Source organism: Oleiphilus sp. HI0123 (assembly GCF_001635315.1).
The window spans coordinates 1-515 of sequence record NZ_LWGE01000663.1 but is presented as its reverse complement, the minus strand read 5'-3'; the positions used below and the strand labels follow the sequence as shown (position 1 = coordinate 515).

Below are 515 nucleotides of genomic sequence, written 5' to 3'. Positions count from 1 at the left end.
CAGCTAATGATCTCTGCGGGGTTTGTACTTTTCTCGTCTATGATCATTCTGTATCAAACCAGTGAGATCATTCACGGCGGCGAAACAAACTACGTTCTAGCTACCGTGACACTATTTGTGTCGATCTATAACTTGTTCCTAAGCTTGCTTCAGCTACTCATGGCATTTAGCGGGGACGATTAAGAAATAAGCAACCCTTTAAAGCCATGCCTTGGTCTGTACTAAGCATGGCTTTTTTAGTTTTTAGCCCTTTAAAATATGAACATATCTGTATTAGTCCTTAACGCTCCCTACGATTCACAGTCGTCTTACAGCGCTTATCGATACACTAAAGCTGCCCTTCAGAATGGGCACAAGCTTTCTCGCGTCTTCTTCTATCAAAACGGTATTCATAGCGGTACTAAACTCGCGACACCACCACAAGACGAGTTTGATCTTTATAAAGCCTGGCAAGACCTTGGTACCAAGCACAACCTTGACCTGGTTATCTGTATTGCCGCCGCAGCACGCCGAGG

Annotated in this window: 2 protein-coding genes; both read left to right on the top strand. The window is 44.5% G+C overall.

All coding sequences use genetic code 11. The features are described from left to right. The coding region (locus A3761_RS25535; RefSeq protein WP_197472875.1) for a Bax inhibitor-1 family protein at nucleotides 1-183 on the top strand (183 nt) is incomplete at its 5' end. 75 nt (nucleotides 184-258) lie between these two features. Then, nucleotides 259-515 (top strand): sulfurtransferase complex subunit TusD (gene tusD / locus A3761_RS06020; protein WP_068749981.1); only part of this gene is annotated, 257 nt, incomplete at its 3' end.